The 18,414-nt window shown below is 55.6% G+C and carries 14 protein-coding genes and 5 pseudogenes; 9 read left to right on the plus strand and 10 right to left on the minus strand.

Annotated features, from left to right (window positions below; genetic code table 11):
• Both KG088_RS18710 and KG088_RS18715 read left to right on the plus strand, forming a co-directional pair.
• On the plus strand, positions 1 to 197 hold a 197-nt coding region (locus KG088_RS18710), incomplete at its 5' end, for a hypothetical protein (RefSeq protein ID WP_213828035.1).
• A 191-nt stretch (positions 198 to 388) separates the two neighbouring features.
• Complete coding sequence (locus KG088_RS18715; protein ID WP_213828037.1) at positions 389 to 697, plus strand: DUF2442 domain-containing protein; 309 nt, start codon at positions 389 to 391, stop codon at positions 695 to 697.
• A gap of 531 nt (positions 698 to 1,228) precedes the next feature.
• On the opposite strand, the gene KG088_RS18720 is transcribed toward KG088_RS18715, so the two are convergent.
• Together KG088_RS18720 and KG088_RS19900 are read right to left on the minus strand one after the other, a co-directional pair.
• Positions 1,229 to 1,429, minus strand: coding sequence for a hypothetical protein (locus KG088_RS18720; RefSeq protein ID WP_213828039.1), 201 nt, complete (start codon positions 1,427 to 1,429; stop codon positions 1,229 to 1,231).
• A gap of 580 nt (positions 1,430 to 2,009) precedes the next feature.
• On the minus strand, positions 2,010 to 2,144 hold the full coding sequence (locus tag KG088_RS19900; protein WP_264759078.1) for a hypothetical protein: 135 nt from the start codon (positions 2,142 to 2,144) through the stop codon (positions 2,010 to 2,012).
• 109 nt (positions 2,145 to 2,253) lie between these two features.
• On the opposite strand from KG088_RS19900, the gene KG088_RS18725 reads away from it, so the two are divergent.
• The gene (locus tag KG088_RS18725) at positions 2,254 to 2,544 is read left to right on the plus strand and encodes an AbrB/MazE/SpoVT family DNA-binding domain-containing protein (protein WP_213828041.1); all 291 of its coding nucleotides are present in this window, start codon (positions 2,254 to 2,256) and stop codon (positions 2,542 to 2,544) included.
• A gap of 399 nt (positions 2,545 to 2,943) precedes the next feature.
• Complete coding sequence (locus tag KG088_RS18730) at positions 2,944 to 3,417, plus strand: phasin family protein (RefSeq protein WP_213828043.1); 474 nt, start codon at positions 2,944 to 2,946, stop codon at positions 3,415 to 3,417.
• A gap of 347 nt (positions 3,418 to 3,764) precedes the next feature.
• Here the strand turns inward: KG088_RS18730 and KG088_RS18735 are convergent, their stop codons facing one another.
• A complete protein-coding gene (locus KG088_RS18735) occupies positions 3,765 to 4,040 on the minus strand; it encodes a helix-turn-helix transcriptional regulator (protein WP_264759079.1) in 276 nt (91 codons plus the stop codon).
• Positions 4,041 to 4,459: 419 nt separating this feature from the next.
• Between KG088_RS18735 and KG088_RS18740 the strand changes: the two genes are divergently transcribed.
• From KG088_RS18740 to KG088_RS20195, 5 genes and pseudogenes are all read left to right on the plus strand, one after another.
• Positions 4,460 to 4,681: a hypothetical protein gene (locus tag KG088_RS18740; protein WP_213828047.1), complete on the plus strand. Its 222-nt coding sequence runs from the start codon at positions 4,460 to 4,462 to the stop codon at positions 4,679 to 4,681.
• A 348-nt stretch (positions 4,682 to 5,029) separates the two neighbouring features.
• Positions 5,030 to 5,386, plus strand: a complete 357-nt coding sequence (locus tag KG088_RS18745; protein ID WP_213828049.1) for a hypothetical protein — start codon at positions 5,030 to 5,032, stop codon at positions 5,384 to 5,386.
• Positions 5,387 to 5,537: 151 nt separating this feature from the next.
• A pseudogene (locus tag KG088_RS18750) lies at positions 5,538 to 5,954 on the plus strand (transposase); the annotation flags it as partial.
• 622 nt (positions 5,955 to 6,576) lie between these two features.
• Complete coding sequence (gene ltrA, locus KG088_RS18755; RefSeq protein WP_213828051.1) at positions 6,577 to 7,848, plus strand: group II intron reverse transcriptase/maturase; 1,272 nt, start codon at positions 6,577 to 6,579, stop codon at positions 7,846 to 7,848.
• A 431-nt stretch (positions 7,849 to 8,279) separates the two neighbouring features.
• A pseudogene (locus KG088_RS20195) lies at positions 8,280 to 8,898 on the plus strand (IS91 family transposase); the annotation flags it as partial.
• Between the two features lie 664 nt (positions 8,899 to 9,562).
• On the opposite strand, the gene KG088_RS18770 reads toward KG088_RS20195, so the two are convergent.
• The 7 genes and pseudogenes from KG088_RS18770 to KG088_RS18795 all read right to left on the minus strand — a co-directional run.
• Complete coding sequence (locus KG088_RS18770; RefSeq protein ID WP_213828054.1) at positions 9,563 to 10,144, minus strand: phasin family protein; 582 nt, start codon at positions 10,142 to 10,144, stop codon at positions 9,563 to 9,565.
• Between the two features lie 680 nt (positions 10,145 to 10,824).
• Positions 10,825 to 11,274 carry a GNAT family N-acetyltransferase gene (locus tag KG088_RS18775; RefSeq protein WP_213828056.1) on the minus strand — a complete coding sequence of 150 codons (450 nt, stop codon included), beginning with the start codon at positions 11,272 to 11,274 and terminating at the stop codon, positions 10,825 to 10,827.
• Positions 11,275 to 11,496: 222 nt separating this feature from the next.
• Positions 11,497 to 12,639 (minus strand): histone deacetylase family protein, encoded by a 1,143-nt coding sequence (locus KG088_RS18780; RefSeq protein ID WP_319941483.1) that lies wholly within the window; start codon positions 12,637 to 12,639, stop codon positions 11,497 to 11,499.
• Between the two features lie 126 nt (positions 12,640 to 12,765).
• A pseudogene (tnpC, locus tag KG088_RS18785) lies at positions 12,766 to 14,205 on the minus strand (IS66 family transposase).
• Between the two features lie 593 nt (positions 14,206 to 14,798).
• Positions 14,799 to 15,067, minus strand: a pseudogene (locus KG088_RS19765) (IS3 family transposase); the annotation flags it as partial.
• A 428-nt stretch (positions 15,068 to 15,495) separates the two neighbouring features.
• The gene (locus KG088_RS18790) at positions 15,496 to 16,503 is read right to left on the minus strand and encodes an extracellular catalytic domain type 1 short-chain-length polyhydroxyalkanoate depolymerase (RefSeq protein WP_250148379.1); all 1,008 of its coding nucleotides are present in this window, start codon (positions 16,501 to 16,503) and stop codon (positions 15,496 to 15,498) included.
• A 597-nt stretch (positions 16,504 to 17,100) separates the two neighbouring features.
• Positions 17,101 to 18,221: pseudogene (locus tag KG088_RS18795) on the minus strand (IS701 family transposase); the annotation flags it as partial.
• Between the last annotated feature and the right edge of the window lie 193 nt (positions 18,222 to 18,414).

Consider the following 18,414-nt stretch of genomic DNA (forward strand, 5'->3'; position numbering starts at 1 on the left):
TACGACCCTCAGCTGATATTCAGAGGGCTCTGGATGCGATACGACCCTCAGCTGATATTCAGAGGGCTCTGGATGCGATCACACCGTCTACTGAGACTCAGAGAGTTCTGGATGCGATAAAATCCTCAACTGAGATCCAGAGGGTTTTAGATGCGAAAAAACACTCATCCGAGATGCCAAAAGATGAAGATAAATAAACCTAATTCGGAATATTTTAAAACATTGATATCGCGTAAGTCGGGCAGTGAACAAGCCACTGGTTGCGGCTTTATGTGAGAACTCTCTGAACAGCTTCTTCTGGCCGAATGCGGACAGTCAGTCTATGCTAATTAACTGCTTACTCGGATTAACATAGACCAGCCACAAACACTGCTAAAAGAGGCTTTAAATGACTTCCTCGGCTGATAGCGCAAATGAACCACTTGCGAATTCCGTTTTTCTGACGGCTGACAAGCTCAATGTCATATTAGACGATGGTAGGGAACTCAGCGTACCGATCAGTTGGTACCCTCGGCTTGAACATGGGACAAAAGATGAACGAGAGAATTGGGAGTTAATAGGATCCGGCCACGGAATACATTGGCCTGACCTGGATGAGGACATTTGTGTATCCGGACTCTTGGCTGGCAAGCCATCCAACGAGTCTGCTGAATCCATTTCCAAGTTGTTGTCCAACCGGCGTATAACAAAAAGTTGAAGCGGGCCATGGTGCCTGTAACGCGGTTTGCGTGATAAGCGCGGCAGAACCGCTTGATGACATCTCGAATTCATATTTTGAAATGCCAACTCAAGCCTTTGGCTTAATAATACCATGCCGGCATTTGGTTGGCTGTGCTTCTCAAATAATAAGGCTTATCTACCTTGCTCCCTTTGCGTACTACTCATTGACATTCAGTATAAAAGGAAAGATTTATGTAAAGCTCATTGAGGTCGGAGCTTGCTTGTGACAGCTTTATAGATAGGCCAAGAATGCGCTCCTCTAGGTCGCGTATTACAGCGTCTGAGTCTGTGTTGTCCATCGCGTGGCACTCCTTTCCCTATGCCGGTTTTTCTTCTATTCTACCAATAGAATAATGTAATACAGCAATGGGAGAAGGTAAATGACAACACACGTCGATATGATCTTGCTTTCATTACCCCTGCTTGGTCTCGGTGCTCTAGTGTTAGGAGGTGCATATTGGTCTTACAAGAGAAGTAAGCGAAAATAGTTTTTACGTCCCATTATCGATCATGCATACCACTTTTCGATCCTTCTGTAAGCGTCAACGACATCGTCGTAACCTAATGAAATTAATAATTTGCACAGCACTTCATCTGCTTCCTCATGCTGCTCTTGTACGTTCACGATGGGTTCTTGTAGCCATGCGTTGTACTCGGCAGGCTTATTCTCTATCGCGATTAGCTGCTGGATTGCTTCTTTTCTGTCCATTTTTCTACCTCTATTTTATCTTAGTATGCATGAACGCCAACACGTTTGCTTGGTGGAATTTAGTATGACGTCGAAGTGTAGGGCCTGATTAGCTAGCTACTCACTATGTGCAGGCTATGCTGTATGTAGCCAGGTGTTGTGTCGCTGGGTAATGACGTTGCATGGGGTAATACTTAAGAAAGTGAGAGCGCCGGTAGTGTTCGCGGATTAGGATGCACTTTTTATCATGGCAAATCTCGAGAGCATCACCGTGGCGAGCCAGCGCGATCCTCACGCAAATCCACCGTCGTCAATATGTTCGAGGTAGGCCCTTAGGTCTTCGATGCGTCCTCAAGTTACCAGTTGCTCAGCGGTAAGGCCATCAAGCGCTGCGATGAGAAACGAGCGGCACCAGTACAACGCCAGTGCACGCGTGCTTGCCCAAGGCTCAATACGCGCCAAGATCTCCTCCATACCTACCCTCGTTGCCAGTGTTGATGGCTAAGCATGGAGGCTAAGATGTCGTCTTTTTGATGGTTTCAGCACAGTCCTTCACATCGCTAGCACGGAATATCATCTCAGATTGTCGATATCCTGCGCTTTACCACGGCTGAGGCGGCGCGACGCCACGCACCAGTCCATCGCCCAGGATCACCTTCCGCAGCTCCGTGACGGTAACCCCCGTAAGCAGTGAAGCGTTACGAACGCCGATGAGACCTTCGCGAAAATCGTTCATGCCAAGAGATCCTATCGTGAGCTTTGGAATAGTCTATCAGTTGCAAAGCCGCTTAGCTGTTTGTGAGTTACACTGATGGTGGCCAGTGGTGATTCAGCGGGGTAACTCTATGCGCATTGTGACGATTATCAAGGTAAGCAACCATCAGGTTGTGTACTTGCCTGATGACATGGCTTATGAAAATGTCGAAAAACTAGAGATCACTAGGGATGGTGATGTGATCACTTTGCGTCCAGCGCGACCATCCTGGCCGTCTCTTTCTGACGTACCAAAAGTGGATTCCGACTTTCTTCAGGAGCGGCCGGTAATTGTAGAACGACAGCATCAACGCGATCTCCGTAAGAAGCTGCGTGGAAGCGTTATTAAGTATGTTGACCCATTCCAGCCGGTTGATGAATGATGAAATTTTTTAAATGCTGACCTTGAGCGCTCTGAGGGGCCAGGCACTGGTATATGGCCATAGATAGTCGTCTAGGTGCGACTGGAGCTGAGATCCGGTTGATGAGACGTGTTCGACATTGTCGCCGCATTAAATTAATTTAACTATTACTTAATAAACCTAAGCTATTTGAGGTGTGTACGCTGGAACTCACAAGGCTGGTATTGAGAACACCTTTGTGCCCTCAAATCCTTGCCTGGCATTCTTTAAGTTGTCACAAACCAATGGTATCTATGAGTGAGATGCGTCGATTGTGCTCGGCATGGTTGATGGCTATTGCAGTGCAGCATGCTCTTTGCTACCTTGTGTTGCACCGAGGGACACGAAGCTTTCAAACACAACACGGACGGAGAATTACCCATGAACAACGCTGATACCAATCAAATGACACAACAGTTTCAATCAATGTTTATCAATCCGGCGCGCAGCTATGCCGAGATGACCTTGGACTATAGCGAAAAGCTGTTGGCCACACAGCAGCAAGCCGTTAAGGCGTATTCCGACATCGCGGTGGGTCAGGCCCGCGCGATGCTCGAGATCAAGAGCGCTGAGGATCTGCAAGCTTTTACCGAAAGCCAACAGCAGGCCGCCAAGGACCTGAGTGAGCGCGTAAAGGAAGATGGCCAGAAGGTCGTTGACATCAATCGAGATTTCTTCCAGCAAGGTCAGAACCTGGCTAAGGAAAAGGCCGAGGAAGGGCAGGAGCTGACTGAACAAAACGTACAGAAAGCTCAGGCAGAAACTTCCAAGGCAGCAGACGAAGCCTCCAAGCCGGCTGACGCCAAGGCCAACGAAGCTCAGGCAACTGACACCAAGTCTACTAAGTCCAAGTAAGTCGTTACCCGCGCCTGGTAACTGTTGCGAAAACCACGAGCCGTTCCCAATGGGAGCGGCTCGTTTTTGTCGTGCGCCTGTCATGGCGCACAGCACCTTTTGGGTGCTTATAGCGTCGGCGACGACAACCGTTCATCAGCGTTGCGTTTGGAACTTGAGAACGCCGTTTCACCCATGGCGGGTGGTCCTCCTGGATCAGATTCCGCCAGGAACTCTTTTTTTTATCAGTAGGATACCAACCGCCATCTTGATTTTTAGGGCCGCCCGGTGAATATCAGGGGTTCCAATAGATGTCCGAACCCTTGATGCCATCTAGCTGCTAAGCATGATCGGCGATTAGCGCTTGGTCAGAAATCATCATCCACTTTATCCTCGCTGGTTTTGGCTGTTTTGGGGAGCAACGTTAATCGGTGTTCGACGGTAGCCCGTTGCTCGACCAATCGAGAAGGTTCCGCATCGAACAGTTGGATTCCTAGCTGGGTGGCCAGTTCAAACGCGGTGCCGATGGCTACCGAAGGGTCACCGCGCTCGACGCGATGCACGGACCAGCGCGATACCCCGATGCGGGTGGCAAGGTCATCCATGCTTATCCTTTTCTCCAGTCGGTTGGCTCGGATCAGCATACCGAGCAATTTTAGTGTTTCTATGGAACGTCGGGACAAGGGACGCGTAGACGTCTTGCTCACGCTGGATTCCTCGATGTAGCGTAAAACACACGAGATACGGTATTTTGTAGGATATATGCTACCTAACGAGAGGCTATCGTCGCAGTCTCCAAGGTGTGCTGTGCTACGACTCACCGAGGGATTCTGTTAATATTCGGCCCTTGCCTCCCAAGGCAGCAAGCCGGCGCGCTGCCTGAATTCTCACATACGTCTTGAGGGCCTCGCTAATCAGTTCTGTCGGCTCAGCTCCCGGTTCAGAAAGAACTAAAGCTCACTTAAGCAACAGATCATCGATAGTGACGGTGATCCTCATAAGCGCCCTCGCATCAGGGTGTTTTTGCTATACTTTTAGTCGTTATAGCCTGAGTAGACCAGTCATGAAACACAAATGTCCAAAAGATTTTGATTTTGAAGACATTTTGGAAGCTCTTGAAGAAGATCGCAAGTCTGGCGCGCTAAGAGATGGCGTAACAACAAGCGCTGTACGCTATGGGATTGACCCTGATAATCCAGAGCGGATAGTGGCTGTAGATGCACATGGAAACCATGTCCCTGTTTCGCTGGCTGATATCCCCAAGCCGAGTCCGAAGAAGAATTAAATATATACCAGGTATAGTAAATAAATATCTAATGCTGTGAAATAAATGATGCATTTTTTTTGCGCGCAGGAAATATTTGGCTATACTAGAATGCAAAGCATAAGGTCGGTGAAAGACTAAAAGCGAAACAAATCTCGAAGACGCAGATATTACGTATTTTCCAGTGATTTTGGAAGCTAGTTCTAGTGACATGCAGGGTCTTACTGTTATTGAGATGCGGCAATAACATATTGATTAGCTATTATTTTTACTACCTGGCATATAAAGACTAGTTTCATGGGTTAAACCTGGATTTTGCCTTGAAATCGTTTGTAAGTATAAAAAAAGTGGTGGAAGTAGGAGGGTCTAATGTTCTATAGATTCGTGTATGACTATGCTCGGATATGGGAGCGAAATTTACCCGTCATAATGGCATTAACAGTCTTGGCTTATTTTTACATCAGTGCAAAGATAGATAGTAATCCATTGTTACAGGAAGTCGGCGTGCGCACTACTTATGCCATTCTCGGCCCTTATTTTGCGTGTGCCGTAGTAATGGCTACTTTTGCGATGGGGGCGGTTATTTGCGCTTGTCGTTTATTAATGTGGAAAGACGTTAAAGTGACAGTGCGATTGATGATTATCTATTTAGTATTGCTGGTCGCTTCGTTTCCAGCAATAGATAAAATTATGAGTCTGGTATATATGTATAATAATGTAGTCTGAGAGAAACTACTATTGGCAACAGTCTTGTCCAAAGTTTAGTCTGAGAAGTCGGATTTGCTAAGGAAACGCTGCATAAATCCCCCCGTAGCTGCCTGATCGACACCGGCGGGGTAACATCTCATCTCCCGTTGCCGTCTGATAGAGCCATCCGATGAAGCAGATCTCGTTCGCGCAGGCTGAACACCAGCACAAGAAGAAGGTCACTCGCCGCGAGCGGTTCCTGGCCCAGATGGAGGCCCTGGTGCCTTGGCAACGGCTGATTGACGCGCTGTCGCTGTCCTACTTCCCCAACGCGGCGGGCAAGCGGGGCCGGCCGCCCATCGGCTTGGAGCGCATGCTGCGTATCTACTTCCTGCAACAATGGTATGCCCTCGCCAACGAGGCGCTCGAAGACGCCACCTTCGAAGGCCAAGCCATGCGTTACTTCATCGGTATCGACTTGGCCCTCGAAAGCGTGCCGGATGCCACCACGCTGCTGCGCTTCCGCCACCAACTTTAGAAACATACCCTAACCCAGCGGACCTTCGATGAGACCAACGCCAGCCTGACGCAAAAGGGGCTGTTCATGGTGCGCCAGGCAAGCCTGGTCATTCGGGATGCCAGCTGTAACGAGGGCAGAATGAGTGAGTTGGAACCCAGTGGGTGAAAATCCCACCCGGAAAAGGCTAGCCACCAACCGGTAGCGAGTGTTGCGTGGTGTCGGGTAACCGCCACTGCGAAGCGTACACAGCGAGTGTGCAGGCCGTGTGATTGAGCATCGAAATAATTAACTCGTGACCGCTGACAGGCTCATGAACCTGGAAAGCAACACTGACCTACCGTACAGGCTTGGTGGGAAAGGGCCACCGGTGTCAAAGAGCAGGGCATGTCCACACAGGGGTTTCCCAGGAACCTGGGAGGCCCGCCTTTCTCCCCCGAAAGGTGAAAGCACAGGTGTCGGAGCCACCTGTCTCGAAAGCTCCCGGTCCGGTGCTGTCGTGCCTGACGGTACCGGAAGCGAACCACAGGCACTCAGGGGGTACGGCCAGGCGACCACAAGGAGCCAGCCGGACGGAAAGGCGGGAGTCGGAGTCGCTCATAGTACCGATGAAGGCGGGGAACCGGCTCGACGGGACCCGTCAGAGGGAAGGGGCGGCCAATCATCAGAACTGCACGAGGGCAACATGACAGGTGCACAGGAACCTGAGGTCATGTCCACGAAACAAGTGCGGATAGCAGCGCTGGCAGAACGCTTCCCGCAGCGTGCCTTCACGTCACTGGCTCACCACATCGATGCCCAGTGGCTGAAGACGGCCTACCTGATGACGCGCCGGGACGGCGTCGTCGGGATCGATGGCCAGACGGCGGACGACTTCGCGCACGACTTCGAGGCCAACATCCAGCGATTGCTGGAGGCGGCCAAGAGCGGTCGCTACCGGGCACCGCCGGTGCGGCGCGTCCATATCCCCAAGGGGGATGGGCGCACCACACGGCCGATCGGCATCCCCACCTTCGAAGACAAGGTCCTGCAACGTGCCGTGGTGGCCTTGCTGGAACCCCTCTACGAGCATGACTTCATGGCGTGCTCGTATGGTTTCCGGCCGGGGCGCTCGGCGCACCAGGCGATCAAGACGGTGTGGGATGGCTTGTCGTCAATGGGCGGAGGCTGGGTCATTGACCTGGACATTCAGGCCTTCTTCGACACGATCGACCATCAGCACCTGAGCGCGTTTTTGCAGCAACGAGTGAAGGACGGTGTCATCATCCGCCTGATCGGCAAGTGGCTCAAGGCCGGGGTACTGGAGGCCGGGCAGTGGCAGAAAGGAGAGATGGGAAGTCCGCAAGGGGGTGTCATTTCCCCGTTGTTGGCTAACGTCTACCTCCATTACGTGCTGGACGAGTGGTTTGAGAAGGACGTCAAGCCGCGCCTGCAAGGACGGGCATTCTCGGTGAGGTTTGCCGATGATGCCGTACTGGCGTTCAGCAACGAAGCCGATGCCCGCAAGGTGATGGAGGTGTTGCCCAAGCGCTTCGCGCGCTTCGGTCTCACCCTGCACCCGACCAAGACCCGGATGGTGCGGTTCCGACCGCACCGCGAGCAACGCGCCGAGACCTTCGACTTCCTGGGGTTCACCCACTACTGGGGTAAATCTCGCCGAGGGCGCTGGATCATTAAGCGCAAGACGGTGAAGGACAGGTTTCGGCGTGGTGTCAATCGCATCGCACAATGGTGTCGCTGGAACCGTCATTTGCCGATCCATGAGCAACACAGAATAGTGAGCCGAAAAATCCAGGGCCACTTTGCCTACTATGGTATTCGCAGCAATATACGAGCACTAGGCAGGTTCAGGTACTGTGTTGGGAATGCGTGGATAAAATGGTTGAGGCGGCGATCACAAAGGGCCTATTTCTCTTGGGAAAAGAGCAAAAGCCTGTTACGCCGAATGCCGTTGCCACGTGCTCGGATCATGCACTCATGCTGAGCCTTCAGCGAATCTGATGATTGAGGAGCCGGATGCGTTAATTGCGCACGTCCGGATCTGTGGGGGGCCGGGACGAGCAATCGCCCGGTCTACCCGACCGTAAGAATACCATCGTCGCCATCACCTCCGCCAACGCCGCCGATGTCACCATAGCAAGGCTCTGGTCAGGGATGACGCCAAGCGGGTATACGGTGATGCCAGCTACGTCGGCATGGGAAAACCTAGACGAAGAGACGTACGATCCGACATCCCGTTGCCGCATCGCCGCCAAGCACGTGCCCATCAAGAACATGGAAGACAGCCTAATGAAAAGCTGCTCCTGGCGTTCGAGAAGACCAAGACCAGCATCCGCCCCAAGGTCGAGCACCTGTTTCATGTCACCAAGAACCTCTTCGGCTACCGGGGGTTTGCTAAAAGGGGCTGGCTAAGGGCTAGGTGTAGATGGCGGCTGGCGTGGGGCGCGTAGCCACTATCTGTTCCTGGTGCGGGCCCTGTCGCGCCACTATCGCAGGAACATGGTCAGTGCTCTGCGCCAGGCAGCCAATGCCGGCGAACTCCACCGGGTCACCCGGCCGGGTGACGTCGATGACCAGCTCAACACTCTGATGGCCACCGAGTGGGTGGTCTACAGCAAGGACTGTCTCGAACACACCGACACGGTGGTGTGCTACCTGGCGCGCTACACGCGCCAGATCGCCATCAGCAATGCCCGGATCCTCGCCGTGGACGACCACCAGGTGACCCTGCGCTACAAGGACTACCGCAACCGTGACCGACACAACCCCACGTCCTGCCCAAGGGGCTGATGCGGAACCGTCACTACAGCTTTCTGGCCAATCGCTGCCGGCGTCGACGCCTGGAACAGACCGCCAAACGCTGGCAGGCGTCGAGGCGCCTCCGGATGCTGAAACGGCCGCCAGCGACCTGGAACTGATCGACACCTGCCCGCACTGCCAGCAACCGACACTGCGGTTGATCGGGACCTTCACACCCCGACGGCCCCCACGCGGTCGGCCACCCAACCATAGGGCGCAACGCTATCGAGCATGAGGTAACGCCATACCGAAACAACGGACTCAGCTAACCGGCCCGCTCGCGGGTCGTAGCGGCGATCGTCCCCATGATGGATTTTGACCAGCAGGCGCGCTACGTTTGGGTAAATTAGGCCGGTGGAGACTGGGATCATGACCCACATTACTGCTCTAAAGTGTTATGACAGGTCCCTGCTCGCGCGACCTGATACCTCAGGCGGCACTCCGGCCAATATATTACCCTATAGAAGCTGTCTCGCAGCCTGGTGGGCGGCTTAGAGGGGGTTACAAAAGCTTCAGGCGATGTGAGTTAATCGGTTAAGCAGTAGGCGAACAGCCTCTAGCTGAGCCGGGGTACGTGCACATCGACATCAAGCACCTGCTGTGGGATGAAAATAAAGTGTCATCCCTAGAAATAAAGATTCATCCCCTACTCGCGTCTGGGACACGCCGTTAACAAGGAAGACTGGGCGGCTGGTGCCAAGCAGCTTGGGCAGATACGCCGACTCATTGGGCTCAACCTGAGCCTGGGCTTGATAACTGTAGCGGTGGCATCCGGTGGGCGTTTTTCTCTGATTCGCCTTGTCACTCTCACGCGCTCTTTTCTGGCACATCAATAGCGAAAGGGCCGCTTTGTTAAAAAGCGGCCCTGCAAGTTCCGACATTCTGTCAAACGCTAAACGTTACTTGTCATGCGTGCCGGTCGCCTTCTTGCTCTTGTCGGTCTGCTGCTGGCTTTTCTGTTGAGTATTGTCAGCCTCTTCCTTACCCCTCTGAAGGCTGTCTTCGACTTGATTTTGCCCCTTCTCAAGGTTTTGCTTAAACTGCTTCTGGCCTTTCTCCATGTTTTCCTCGAGCTGCTTGCGGCCCGACTGCATGTTCTCCGACGTCAACTGCTGAGTCTCCTTCAGGTATTCCTGGCTCAACGACCGGATCTTGTCAGAATCTTCCTTCAACCGCTCACTCATTTCCCGAACGGCTTTTTGCTGCTCCTCGATCACTTCACGAAGACTTTCGGAATCCTTGACCTCGAGCCAGGAGCGGGATTGCGCCAAACTGGTGTCTGCAAAGGCACGAACGGCATCGAACTGAGCCGAGAATAGTTGTTCAAAGTAATTCGTGGTCAGTGCCCCGTAGGCGCGCACCGGCTCGAGGACGGCCTTGTCGAACTGCTCAGTGGCTTGCTCGGTGGTTCGATCATTGGATTGATTACTAGATTGGTCAGTAGACTGATTGCTATCTGACTTGGTCTTTTCGGCGCTCATTTAACTTCTCCTTGTCTTGTAACAGCTTAAGTGACCTTATTACTAAAGTGAGGTTAACAACTCAAGTAAAAATTCACTCTCCAGCAAGTAAGCCTTCAAAAGACACGTTGCTGCTTTCGCCTGATGATGTAGAAGTCCCAACCCTCAATGAATATGTGTGATTCCTAGTCGGTCCGGCACTTTCTACTACATCCTGTGAAGTGTAAGCCGTTTTTGAGAGTTTTTCCGTGCGGTAACACACCCTAATGCTTCACCACATTGTCGCGCCTGGCTTTTCGGCCTTTCTTTCTTCTGGTCGCATGGCTCCCCCCTTCAAGTTGAATTCTTCGGTCGCATGACCGAAACCTGTGTGGCCTGTCACAGCACCTACGTGACAGACCGTTTCGAGGGACTGGAAGCTTCAAATGTCCCGGCAGAGGGGCGCCGACCACCGCCCACGCGCGATGCCGCCAAGGCCCCGGCCACGCACCAAGTGTTTCCACAGAGCCTCGGAGACCAGGGGCTTGAACAGCCCAGCCATCACCAGCCCCCAGCAGCTAGGGCGGCGGAGAGGGCGACGGCCAGGATGGCTTCAGCAATTGCCTGGGGCGGGCTCCTCGGGGGAATGGTCTATTCAGCGGCCAGCCGGATACCCGTCCATCAAGCGTGGCGCGCATCGGGCATACAGGATGCGCCCCTCGTCAACCCCAGATCTCGGCGATGACCTCGTCGGTTTCCTCGCTCATTCCTGTCTCTTGGAAGCCGAGACTGGCGTAGAAGTCCCGGGCGACCTGGTTGGTAGACACATAGCAGATCGCGATTCTCTCGAAGGGGCCCTGTGCCTTGATCTCGTCCAGCACACACTGCATGGCCCTGTGCCCGATGCCTCTTCCCTGATGGCGTCGATCGACCATGAGACGGAAGATGTTGTAGACCGGCGGACGTTCGTTGTGGTGGAAGGATTCGTACATGAGAAAGCCGACCACTTCGCCGCCGCAATAGATGGCGCGAGGCTGATAGGTCGGATGGAAGCTCGATTCGGCAATGGAGTACAGGTTGTCAGCGACATAGTCACGCTGTGATGTCGCTACCTCCAGGGTAATGACGGCCTCGAAGTTCTCGCGGGTGATGCTCCTCAGTGTTACGCCCATCGCATGCTCCTCCCCTTTGGGTATTTCACCCAGCCACGGGCTGGCGATCCGCACGGTCACCTCGTCCTCACACAGGATCACCCAGCATACACGGGCCGGATAGCTGTGTCGGATGCTGAACCGCGAGGGACGGCCGCTCGGTACCTGGGCACGCGATGTCCATGACTGGCTCGTGCTCGAGTGGCAAGGCGAGCGGTGAGGCTATTTAGCTCATGTAGTGCATTATTGCCCGTCCTGACCGGCGCGGGGTGGAGCAACCGAAGCATCCGGTTCGGTGACGAAGGCACCGCGATGGAAGGCCTGCGCGGCCTCCACCTCGGCAAGGCCGCGCAGGCCGGGTTCCGGTGGCTCGTCGCCGGCCAGCACCTGGAGCACCGACCTGACGCCGTGCGACAGCGATATCAGGTTGTAGCCGCCTTCCAGCACGAAGACCAGCCTTCCCCCGCATTGCTGGCGTGCCAGGCTCTGTAGGATGCCGGTCATGGCGGCAAAGCCGTCATAGGAGACATTCAGCGCCAGGTCATGGGTGTGGGGATCGAAGCCTGTCGAGACCAGGATAAGATCGGGGCGGAACCACTGGGCCGCCGGTACCAGGATCTCGCGGAAGGCCTTGAGATAGGCGGCGTCGTCGGCATCGGCAGGCAGGGGAACATTGACGATGGCGCCATCCCCGAGCCCCACCCCGACCTCCGCGAGACTCCCTGTACCGGGGTAGAAAGGAGAGGCGCGGTGGATATCGAAGAACAGCACATCCGGATCGGCCCAGAAGATGTCCTGGGTACCGTTCCCGTGATGGGCATCCCAATCGACGATCATGACCCGCTGGCAGCCCAGCGCCGCCTGGGCATGGGCGGCAGCCACCGCCACGTTGTTGAACAGGCAGAAGCCACGGGCGCGCACCGGTTCGGCGTGGTGACCGGGGGGTCTTACCAGCGCGAAGCTGCTCTCGGCTCGCCCCTCTATTACCGCCTCGACGGCGGCGATCGCCGTGCCGGCGGCCACTTCGGCGGCATCGACGCTTCCGGGTGAGACGGCCGTGGTATCCTCGTCCAGCCAGGCGTTCTCTCCGCGTAGCTGGTAGACACTGTCTAGGTAGGAGTTGGTGTGGACGCGCCCTAGCTGCTCGCGAGTTGCCGGCATGCCGGTCTCGAAGGTCACCCCGGGGACCGGTTCGAGTTCCAGCAGGTGCCGGATGGCGGTGAGCCGGGCGGGGTGTTCGGGATACGTCCAGGGCACCCCCAGACCCGACAGAAGCGAGCGGATTCGCTTGTCCATGCGCCCCGGCAGGAAGGGCACCTCGATATCCGGTTCATGGGCCAGCATTCGTTCGTCATAGAAGGCGATCACGCTGTTCTGTTCGGCCACGGTGAAGGCTCCACGTTGCTAAGGGTCAAGGGATCGTCGCAACACTGGCTTATAGTCCCTAGAATAGTCGATCATTGAGCGCATCAGCAGGTGTTATCCAGTCTATTATTTTTGTAACTATTCAGCTTACGCTGCCTGAACCGTGGCTTCTTGCTGCATGAAGTCCGGCACTTCACCGGCAAATAGTTGCTCCAATGCCGTGTGCGCCGCCAGCCCCTGCTTGACCGCAGTCGAGAGAAAGCTGCGCATCCGGCAAAAGATCTCGGCGCCCTCCCAGGCGCGAAAGCAGCCCGAGATCTTCTGCTGCACCTTGGTCATCCGCAGGTCCCGCTCCCCTTGGTTGTTGGTGAAGGGGGCGGCGGGATCCTCGAGAAAACGCAGCACGTCGTCCTCGTAGGCCTGGAGACGTTCCAGCAGGTTGCGCGCTTTGGTGCGTTTGGCACGCCCTCGCGCCCCGGGTGGTGGTTGTGCCGGTGGCGGACATTCGGCGTCGCCCTCCGCCAGGCAGTGGCGGTAACGCGCTCGCCAGCGCTGGGCCTCATCAGCAGAGAGGTTGCCGCCAGCGGCATCAACGGCGTGGTGCATGTCCAACAGCAGGTCATGGAGCGACTTGGCCCATGCCTGGCCATCTTTCTCCCAGGCCGCTGTCAGTTCCCGTAGGTGGTGCGCATTGCACAGGGCGTGCCGGCAATCCGGATAGCGGTAGTAGGGCTTCCAGTGATCATGCACCATCACACCACGCACAAAGGGCAGTACCCCGATGGCGTCCATGGCCTCCTGGCCGCGCTTGGGATGCGGCGCCAACCAGGTCAGCGCCTCATTGGTGGCGCTGTGCAGCCAGTAGCGTTTGCCGCCGACCTGCATCCCGGTCTCATCGGCATGGACGGTGGGGGCTTCACGTAGCGCCGGGATCACCCACTCGGCGAACGATTCGACCCGTTGGTAGGCCTCCTGATTGAAGGCGAACAGGGTGCCGGTGCTCAGCGCCAGGCCGCATTGGGACGTCAGCAGCTCGCGGATACGGGCACAGGGCAACAGCTGGTACTGAGAGAGATAGACGACATGGGCCTTGAGGCGTGGGCCATACTGGATCGGGCGCGTCACGCCTTCGGGAAACGGCGCCACGTAGCGCTGCCCCTGATCATCTTCGAGGACCTAGGCGTGATAATCGGTCACCACGGCCTGGATCAGGATGTCCTGCACCTGGCGCGTCTCGACGCCAACCGCGCGGTAGGAGCGCCCTCTGGGCAGGCGCCGGCGATCGACGTGCAGCCTCACGATCTCGTCAGGCTCGGCCACCGGCTCGAGCGTCTTGCCCTCATGCCCCGGCTGACCGCCCGGCTTGCGCCCACTTGAGGCACGTGAACGGCGCGGGCGATTAAGGTCCTGGGACGGTGGCTTGCTGCTGTTGCGGCTGCTGGTGGCCAGTCGGTCGGCCATGAGCTTGACCCGTAGCATCAGCACGTCGATGGCGGCACGCAGCGACGGGGAGACCGTGCGGTCTTCCTTTAGCTGCTGCCGGACCCGTTCCAGAGCCTTGTCGACGTCAATGTCGCTGATGGTCATGTCACCACAGTGTGCCGAGTGTTTGGACACACTATGCCAAAGGAAACAGGGGGTTGGCGAGACCCTCTTTGAAGCCACCTAAACAGATACCTGGATTTTTCAACGCTGCGTGCGCCAGCGAACAGTGAGTGTGTGCCGTAAGGTTCATCCTTAGGGTGAGCGTGGCAAAGGATATGCCTAAACAAGGAAGTTGCGCTGTGCGCTGCATTGGAAGCAGCGCCTATTTTTCTTCGTAGGCCGATTGTTCGACAGTAGCTCGTTCTTCGGCCCACGCCCCGATCCTGCCGCCGCCCCAACGGGTGCGCTAGGTCATCGTCGGCATCAATACAATGGCGTCCATGCTGGGCGCCTTCGCTTGTCTGTAAAGCCGATGTTTTTTCAACCAATTACGCGCGCATGCATTGTCCGCTTCCCTATCACGCGATGTAGGAAGCCGACAGAATCTCGGCATGTTGACAAATAATGACATGCCAGTATGGCAAGCGCCCTAAAACGGGTGCCCACTATCTGGCCAAACATGATGCTTGAGCTGTGCTGGTATTCTCGGTGTTCCTTTGGTTTGAATAGGCTGACTTTTTAGACTGACCCGTTGCTCATAGTACAGCGAGTACAGCGCTATAAAGCGCTTCTTGCTTTGCGAGTAGCATGTTGCCGATTGACTTTAGGATTCGCTGTTAATTGACCCAGTTGACCCTTTCCAGGGCGACGAACTCAACGGCTTCTAGGCATGGCCATGGCCCGCGTCGTCGGATCACGTCGGCCGTGGACAACCCAATTACCGTCTCGGCCAACGCATTATCGTGTAGCAATCGCCCACGCTTCCGGCAGAGGGCTCAATGCCGGTATCCTCCAATCGCTCCGTCTAGTAGATCGAGACTTATTGTTCGCCACGGCATCCAATGGGTTTTAATTAACGCAGCCCGAGAAAGGACAGCACCACGACGACGATCACGACCGCGCCGACGATCCACACAATATTGTTCATACACTATCCTTTTGTCCTGTTCGAAATGATATCGGCTGATCGCTGTGCGTCAGGCATTGATTAGATGATATGTCGCCAGGTAGACGACTTCTGTGCGTTGGCCGACATAGCGGGGCGGTGACAGTCTCGAGCCTCATGGCCTTGTCTGTGGCTGGCGTGTCAGGTGTCTTTCGGTGGGACTGATCCAGCCATTACGAGATGTGTAGCGCGAGAGGTATCTGAGACGCCTTAAATGAGGGGACGCTTGAAAAACAAACAACGGCAATCAAAAGGCGTCCTGTTTCCGGCCCAACGCGGGACTCACGTCACACTAACCCCCAGAAGTCAGCAATGTGGTGCGTGGAAGAGATATTCACCTCAAGCATGTAGTCGCCGCTCGAGCCGTAACAGTCTTTACCTTGCGTCTTCAGCGGTGTGCCGTGGTCCATTCCGGTAATGCTGTATTCTTCAATGAGTTCTCGACCCTCAGCATCACTCCAGACTCGACGGGGATAGCCATTAACGGTGTGCGTGCTGGATGGGCTTTCCTCAAGATCATGTAGCGCTCGCCACTGTCCGAGGATCGCATTGGCGTTCGAGGCATCAACCGTACGGTCAACGCTTCCGTGCCAGACCGACAGTGTTGGCCAAGGCCCCTCATGCGTTGAGGCATTCCGTAGCCGTGTTTCAAGCTGTTGCGCGGCCGGGGATCCGAAACCCTGCATTCGGAGTAGGGCCTCCGAGAGTGTGTCGGCACTGCCGTACGGCAAACCGGCGATAATGGCGCCGCCAGCAAAGATTTCCGGGTAGGTTGCAAGCATGACCGACGTCATGGCACCGCCAGCTGACAACCCTGTGATGAAGATACGCTGGCGGTCGATGCCATGATCGCTGACCACTTGTTCCACCATATGCAGAATGGAGAGTGGCTCGCCAGCGCCGCGATGGCTGTCGTCAGGCTCGAACCAATTGAAACCGAGCGTCATATTGTTCACGCGCTGCTGCTCGGGGAAAAGCAATGCAACGCCGTATCGGTCAGCAATGTCAGACCAGCCGGCACCCACGTCATACTCAGCTGCTGTCTGATCGCTACCATGCAGCACGACGACTAGCGGAGCACCTGCGGGCAAATCCTCCGGTATATAGATCTTGGCATTCAAGGCGCCCGGGTTTGCCCCGAATTCGTTCAGGTGTGTCAGACGGTCATTCTGGCCGTTGTTTCCGCCCGCATACAAGGCGCCTAGGTTTGACCCAAATTCTTTCAGGTCTGCCAGACGGTCATTCTGGCTGCTGCTTCCGCCCATATACGTACTGGGATCCATAAGATTCATCATTAACTCTCCTGATGCATGGTGCGGCTACCATTGACATTAATAGGCTGTTCCTACACCACGCTTTGAACGCCATGTTACTCGACCGATGGGGACGTCTCTGTGCGTTAGCGAGCATTAGACTTTCGTCGCTATCAGGCCTTCCGCCAGAAAGACCCTCAACGAGACAGTTTCACCTTTATTAGGCGTCGCCTGATGGTGGTAAAGCCACCACAATCAAGGGCAAGCAAATGACTGGTGTAGAGATAGGATGGATTATCTCTATCAGCAGCGGTCCGCTATTGTAGTGAACTTCATCTTGCCCGCCCTTGATGGATGCTAAGGCTGGGCGCCAGCGAAACGCCAAGGTACCGGGTGACGCCTAACCCCTAGTACTACAGCCGTAAATATAGCGCTGGCTATTCATGTATGACCATCTGGGCTTGCTGCTGCCGACAGTGGCATTGCCAAGCCCGGTACTGATGCTTTCGTCGCCAATCCGACCAGTGAAGCGCATGAGATAAGGTGTCTTGTCCTTGCCATAACCATCGCGCTATCAGCCGCCTGAGTTCGGGGAGTGTCCACTGAATTTTGTCGGGCAGGGGGTTTTTTTTGGTGATTTTCCTGCCGAATTGCCATCAGCAGGGCATGAGCTAACAGCGCCAAGGTGATGTGGCGATGCCAGCTTCCCCATCGCCTCACCTCATCGTCATCCAGGCCGCACTCCCCCTTGGCCGCCTGAAATCCTTGCTCTATTTTCCAGCGTTGACCCGCGACCCGAACCAGCGTCTCGATCGAGGCCCAGTCCCTGGGGGCATGGACCACATAATAGGCCAGCTCATCCGATGTTGAGCGATGGCGACGGATCAGGAGATAATGCCCCCAACGCCGTGCTTCTTCCGAGGGCTGTAGCCTCATGAGAGGCACCAAGGCCCAGTCGTACCCGCGTTCCCCTTTACTGCCCGAGCCGGCGGACAGCCTCTGCCATTCCTCCTCCGGGAGTGCCGCCGCGATCTCGTCGGCTCGCGTGTACTGGAAGCTCTTCCACCACAAGGGTTCGTTGCAGGCGACTTCTAGCACAAAGGGTTGCGCGCGATCCTCCAGCCAGAGACGCAGGCTGCGGTTGCCGCCATAGACGGTATCCCCCGTCACCCAGGAGGCGGGGATCCCTTGGTCAAGAGCGCGCGCCAACATCCGGCGGGCGAGCGCTGGCTTGCTGGCGAAGTCGATGTCATCGGGGATTCCGGCACGCCGGCAACGTTCCCGATCCTGGGTCCAGGATTTGGGCAAGTAAAGCGCGCGATCCAGGAAGGCATGCCCTGCCGGACTGGCGTAGAGAAGAAAGACCCCGATCTGACTATTTTCGATACGGCCGGCGGTACCACTATACTGGCGTTGCACACTGGCCAAGTGCTGACCTTTCTTGATAAAGCCGGTCTCGTCCAGAACCAGAACGCCGTCAGAAGACCCCAGCGTATCGATGACCCATTGGCGGAGAACATCGCGTGCCGCCTCCGCATCCCAGCGGTCATGATCCAGCAGGTACTGCACTCCATCCGGTGATGCATCCCCAGCCACTCGGCGAGGTGCCAGCCATTCTTTCGTTCGCACTGACTGAGCAGCCCCTTGAGGTAACATAACGCGCGATCGCGTGTTTCCGAACGGGGAAAGAGCGGGCCAAGTCGGCGGGCCAGGTCATCGAAGCGGATGATATGACGGTCTCTAGCGGCTGCATACCTCATCACCAAATGCTCGTGGATTCAGTGATATACAGTATAGATAAACAAAGTTACGGCTGTAGTACTAGTCTCATGCTCAAGGCTCCTGCCGTCCCTAACCCTGGTGCCGGGCGCCGATACCCTGGAAAATCTGACGAAGATCGACACTCGAACGCTCGCCGATGGCGTCAAAATTCTCATCCAGCCAGCGTGTGAC

The sequence above is a fragment of the Halomonas jincaotanensis genome, from assembly GCF_018448785.1.
In the GTDB taxonomy this organism is placed as follows: Bacteria; Pseudomonadota; Gammaproteobacteria; order Pseudomonadales; family Halomonadaceae; genus Halomonas; species Halomonas jincaotanensis.